The organism is Sphaerotilus sp., assembly GCF_041083715.1.
GTDB lineage: Bacteria > Pseudomonadota > Gammaproteobacteria > Burkholderiales > Burkholderiaceae_C > Sphaerotilus.
Map to the genome: position 1 here is coordinate 1 of NZ_JBFPGY010000102.1, position 4,985 is coordinate 4,985.

A 4,985-nucleotide genomic window follows, 5' to 3' on the forward strand; every position below is an offset into this window, starting at 1 on the left:
GCACCACGCCGTCCAGGAAGTCGATCGCGGGATAGGTGAACCAGGGAATCGGCTCGTCCTGCGCATTCAGCGGTCGGCCCTTGCGCACCGAGTTCAGCAGGCCCGAGGTGACGACGCCGTTGGTGTCCGGCGGCAGCAGCGCGGAGATCTCGTCCCACGGCGTGGACTGGAACAGCAAGTGGGCGCTCAGCACACGGATGTCGCGCAGCTCGGCACCACCTGTGGCCAGGCTTTCACGCACCAGACGGGCCGCATGGACCACATCGCCCCGGGCGGCCAACGCCAGAATATCGTTCTTCATGGTCGGATTCCTTTTCTCAGACCTTGCGCATCAGGCTCAGCAGGTGCGGTCCGCGCCATTCCTGGCTGACGATCTCGAAACTGCCCTTGAATCCGTAGACCGACGCCCAGCGCAGCTGGTTGTCGAAATACAGCGGAAAGGTTTCTTCGGTGATGAAATTGATGTGCGTCGGATCGCGGAATACCGCCGCATGGGGATATGCAGGCGTGAAGGACATGAACATGCCACCGGGTTTGAGCACGCGGTGAATCTCGTTCATGACCTCGACAAAGGCATTCCGGCGCTGTGGCACGTAAATCAGGCGTGGAATATGTTCGAGAAAATCATGCGCCGTCACATACTCGAAGAAGCTGTCCGGAAATGGAATCGGCTCGACCACCAGATCGGCCTGGACGATGTGCGCTTCGGCGTCGTCGCGCACATCGACGCCGTAGACCTCCTGCGCATTGAACGGATTCTTGGGCTGCAGGCCGCAGCCCAGGTCGAGGGATTTGCTCATCAGGTGTCCTCCAGGGAGACGGAATCGACAGTGCGGACCATGGGGGTCGCGGGCAGTGGCGGCGGCATGCGGAAAAAGCGGGTCCAGAACGTGGGGTTGTATTTCCACCAGGCATGCCCACCCATGGGCGGCACGCCATTGACCGCGTGGTAGTGCTCGGGCGCCAGTTCCCAGGCGAACAGCGAGGCCACCCGCTCGTTGGGCAGCACGAATGCGGCGGACAGCAGGCCCATCACGGCGAAGTACAGGTCTTCGCTGGAGCCGCTCTGGCGGAAATGCTCGGCAGCCAAGGGAAACTCGCGCAACAGCGCCTGGCACGCGCGCACCCGGCGCAGGCTCAGGCCGCCATTGCCGACCAGTGCGCGCACGGTCTTGGCGTTGCCGCCCTCGAACCGGTCGAGGTGGACCTTCACCTGCAATCCCTGCGGCCAGGGAGCGCCGACGTAGTCATACGGCAGGCGGGCCCAGTGGTCCAGGTCGTCCTGCAGCAGCACCGCGTCGGTCTGCAGGATCAGCAGGAACTCGTGCGCGGCGTAGCGCTCGTAGAAACCCGGGTCGAGCAGCAGCAGGTTGTAGCCGCGGATCGAGCCGAAATAGCCGGGTTCGTAGCCATGGAAGCCGATGCCGGGATAGCGCCGCGCGTAGTACGTCAGGTCCAGCCCCCTCGGGCCGATGAAGAGCACCTCGCGCCCGTTCTCGGCCAGCAGCGGCAGCGAGTGGTCGAGCGAGAACTGCTCCAGCGCCGACAGCACGGGCTGGTAGATGGGCACCAGGACGATGGTGTGCGACATGGCCGGACCTCAGGTGGCCTGGGCCGGTGCGCTCAGCGCATCCCGCGCACCACCGAGTTGCGACTGGCGCCACATGGCGATGTAGGCCGTCTCCAGATGGCGGGTGAATCCGTCGACGTCGAACAGCGCGCTGTCGTGGTGCCGCTCGGCCAGCCGCACCTTCAGCGCAGCGAGCCGGTCCGGATCACGGGCCAGCGCCAAGGCCAGCTGCTCGTAGTCGGCCACCGAGTGCGTGACCAGTTCCGGCAGCCCCGCCGCATGCAGCAGGCTCCCGGCCACCCGCGACGGGAACGACTGCCCCGAACACGTCAGCACCGGCAACCCGGCCAGCAGCGCGTCGGCCGCGGTGCTGTGGGCGTTGTAGGGATGGGTGTCGAGGAACAGGTCGGCCACGCGGTAGCGGGCCAGATGGTCTTCGACCCGTGGCACACGTTGCGCGAAGACCAGCCGATCGGGATCGATGCCCGCCGCCTGCGCACTCGCCCGCAGGTTCGTCTGCGAACGATCGCTGCGCGACATCAGCCACAGCACGCTGCCGGGCACTTGCCGCAACAGCCGCATCCACACGGCGAACACCGCCGGCAGGATCTTGTAGTCGTGGTTGAAGGAGCAGAACACCATGCCGGTCGGCGGCAGACCGCAGTCGGCACGGGTCGGCGTGGCCTCGGCGATCTGCAGGTTGGAGGCCGGCGGCAGGTAGGCGTCCGGCAGGTAGACCACCCGCTCGTCGTAGAAACGCCAGTGCTCGGGCGGGACCACATGGCGGTCGGCCAGGATGTAGTCCATGCAGGACAGGCCCATCGTGCCGGGGTAGCCGAGGAAGTTGACCTGCACCGGCGCCGGGCGCCACGTGAAGATCTCGGCGCGCGAATCCGCGGTGTAGCCGGCCAGATCGACCACGATGTCGATCTCCCGCTCGCGCAGCAGCGCCGCGATCTGGGCTGCGGTCATCTGCCGGGCATCCACGAAGTGGTCGAACGCACGGGTCATGCGCTCGCGCAGGCGGCTGCCATCGTCCACGCCGAGCGAGAGGCCGGTCGTCTCGAACCGCACCTTGTCGTGGCGCTCGAAAATGCCGGCCATCAGGTGCCCGACCGGGTGCTCGCGCAGGTCCGGCGAGACATAGGCCACCCGGATGCGGTCGTGGCGGTAGCGCTCGCCGGCCCACAGCGGCGCAGCGCTGGCGGGGTAACGCTGCTGCGAGAACAGCCGCGCACAGCGCTGGTGGTCTTCGGCGAAATCGGAGAGTGCCATCAGGCCCAGCGACTTGCTGCTGCGCCTGCCGGCCCGCACCCCATCGATCACCCGCTGCGACAGCGTCTCGAAACCCTGCCAGTCGCAGCCCTGGAGCTTTTCGTGGCACAGCATGCCCAGCGCGTAGTCGTGGTCCGGCGCCAGTTGCACCAAGCGCTCCAGCAGCGCCACGGCGTCTTCGCCGCGCTTGAATTCCGCCATGAGCGTGGCCGCATTGGACAGCGCGATGACATTGTCGGGTTGCAGCGCGAGCACCTGCTGGAAGCGTGTCAGGGCGGCCACATGCTGCTGCAGATCCCGCAGCAGCACGCCGCTGTTGATCATGGCGTCCGCATAGTCCGGCTTGAGGTCGATCGCCCGCTGGTAACTCAGCAGCGCGTCGTCGCGGCGGCCCACCTTGACCAGCACCGTGGCATGGGCGAACCAGAGCGGCGCGAAATCGGTGCCGGACTTCACCGCACGCTCCAGCAGATCCAGCGCAGGCGCGGGATTCGGCATGCGCAGCCAGATCACAGCCAGCGAGTAGACCGCCACCGGATCGGTCGGCGACTGGGCGAGGTAGTGCAGCAGCAGCTGCTCGGCAGGTGCGACATGGCCCTGGTTCTGCAGTTCGATCGCACGGATCAGCACCGAGCGGTCCACCTGCGGGGTCGAGATCGCGGCGGATGCGCGGGACGTAGCGGTAGGCACCTTGGTCATTGCAGCTCGGGCGGGCGCCGCCCCCGCATGGATACCTGCGGGGCACGACTGGGAATCGGTGCCTCCATGGTGGCAGCAAGACCCGACCCGAAATGACGAAAAGCGCCGGACTCGGCCGGCGCATTTCCACGCATCAAGTCCGGGTGGACCGATGCGTCAGTGTCGCAACGTCACCCCGGTCAGAGGATCGGCTGCTGGCGCAACAGCTCCTCCAGCGCCTGGGCCGACGCCTGCGATGCCAGCAGATCGACATCCGGCAGTGCGGCGTGCATGGTGGGTGCCGCAGTGGTGGTGTCGGCCAGCGGCGTTTCAGGTGCCGCCACCAGCAGGTCCGCCGCAGTCGTCGGCGCCGAGGCGGTGGCCGGCCCCTGGGCGTCGCTCACCTCGGGTGCAGCCGCCTTGGCAAACCAGACGTCGGCCATCTGGTGCGTCTGCCCATCCGCCGTCGTGTAGCTGGACGACTGGGCCACGACGTTGCCGTTGTCTCCATGGCTGCCGGTCTGGGCCGTCAGGTCCATCGACACGATGCCCAGATCCGCCAGGCTCTTCAGTTCACCGGCATCGGCCACACCGTTGGAATTGGCGTCGACCCAGACCTTGAGTTCGCTGAAGTGCGCATCGGCCGCGGACAGCTTGCCGTCGTGGTTGGAGTCGAGTGCCCGCAGTGCGGCGTAGCCATCTCCTGCGTGGGCCCCGGATGCCAGCTGCGTGGCCATGCCGAACAGCTCGCGACCGTCGTTGATCAGACCGTCCCCGTTGATGTCCCGGACCAGCAGACCATCGCCCGAGGACACCCATCCGACCTGGTGGGCCACACCGGTGGCCGCCAGGTCGAAATGCACACCGTGCGATGCCGCCAGCGTGTGGATGCCATTGCCGTCCAGATCGAGCACGATCGGTGTCACGAGCGGAAGCGCATCGATCTGGGCACTGGACATGGCCGCGATGTCCACGGAATCGAACGCCAGGGCCTGGGACGTGCTGAGCGCATGGATGTCCTGTGTCTCCATCGCCATCACCTGCACCGTGGTCAGCGCCGCGATCTGTGCGGTGGTGAAGGCCGCGATGTGCGACGTGTTGAACGCCACGATGTCCGCAGTGGTCAACGCCTGGATGTGCGCCGTGGTGAAGGCAGCGACCTGCACGGTGCCCAGTCCGCTGATCTGCGCCGTGGTCAGCACATGGATGTCCGCCGTGTTCAGCGCGTGGACCTGGGTCGCGTTCAACGCATGGAGATCCGCGGTTTCCAAGGCCATCACCTGCGCCGTGGTGAACGTGGCGATCTGCGTCGAGGTCAGCACGCCCACCTGTGCCGTGTTCAACGCCACGATGTCGGCCGTGCTGAGGGCGTGGATGGCCGCCGTGCCCAGCGCGACCAGGTCGCGGGTTTCGAGTGCGAGCACCTGCGCCGTGGTCAACGCGGCGATCTGGGCCGTGCCCA

General features: G+C 66.9%; 4 protein-coding genes and 1 pseudogene. All 5 read right to left on the reverse strand.

Going from position 1 to position 4,985, the window contains the following annotated elements:
• Window positions 1-301, reverse strand: a 301-nt coding sequence (locus AB3X43_RS05000) for a hypothetical protein (protein ID WP_369428771.1), incomplete at its 3' end; no start/stop codon positions are given.
• A 16-nt stretch (window positions 302-317) separates the two neighbouring features.
• On the reverse strand, window positions 318-800 hold the full coding sequence (locus AB3X43_RS05005) for a class I SAM-dependent methyltransferase (protein WP_369428772.1): 483 nt from the start codon (window positions 798-800) through the stop codon (window positions 318-320).
• Window positions 800-1,591 carry a DUF5672 family protein gene (locus tag AB3X43_RS05010; RefSeq protein WP_369428773.1) on the reverse strand — a complete coding sequence of 264 codons (792 nt, stop codon included), beginning with the start codon at window positions 1,589-1,591 and terminating at the stop codon, window positions 800-802. Before AB3X43_RS05010 ends, AB3X43_RS05005 begins: the two co-directional genes overlap by 1 nt.
• A 9-nt stretch (window positions 1,592-1,600) precedes the next feature.
• Complete coding sequence (locus AB3X43_RS05015; RefSeq protein ID WP_369428774.1) at window positions 1,601-3,544, reverse strand: O-linked N-acetylglucosamine transferase, SPINDLY family protein; 1,944 nt, start codon at window positions 3,542-3,544, stop codon at window positions 1,601-1,603.
• 179 nt (window positions 3,545-3,723) lie between these two features.
• Window positions 3,724-4,985 (reverse strand): annotated as a pseudogene (locus AB3X43_RS05020) (heme utilization protein); the annotation flags it as partial.

Bases quoted from the DNA above. Each gene is read 5' to 3' on its own strand.
- AB3X43_RS05005 (WP_369428772.1), bottom strand. From the start codon at position 800: ATGAGCAAATCCCTCGACCTGGGCTGCGGCCTGCAGCCCAAGAATCCG.
- AB3X43_RS05010 (WP_369428773.1), bottom strand. From the start codon at position 1,591: ATGTCGCACACCATCGTCCTGGTGCCCATCTACCAGCCCGTGCTGTCG.
- AB3X43_RS05015 (WP_369428774.1), bottom strand. From the start codon at position 3,544: ATGACCAAGGTGCCTACCGCTACGTCCCGCGCATCCGCCGCGATCTCG.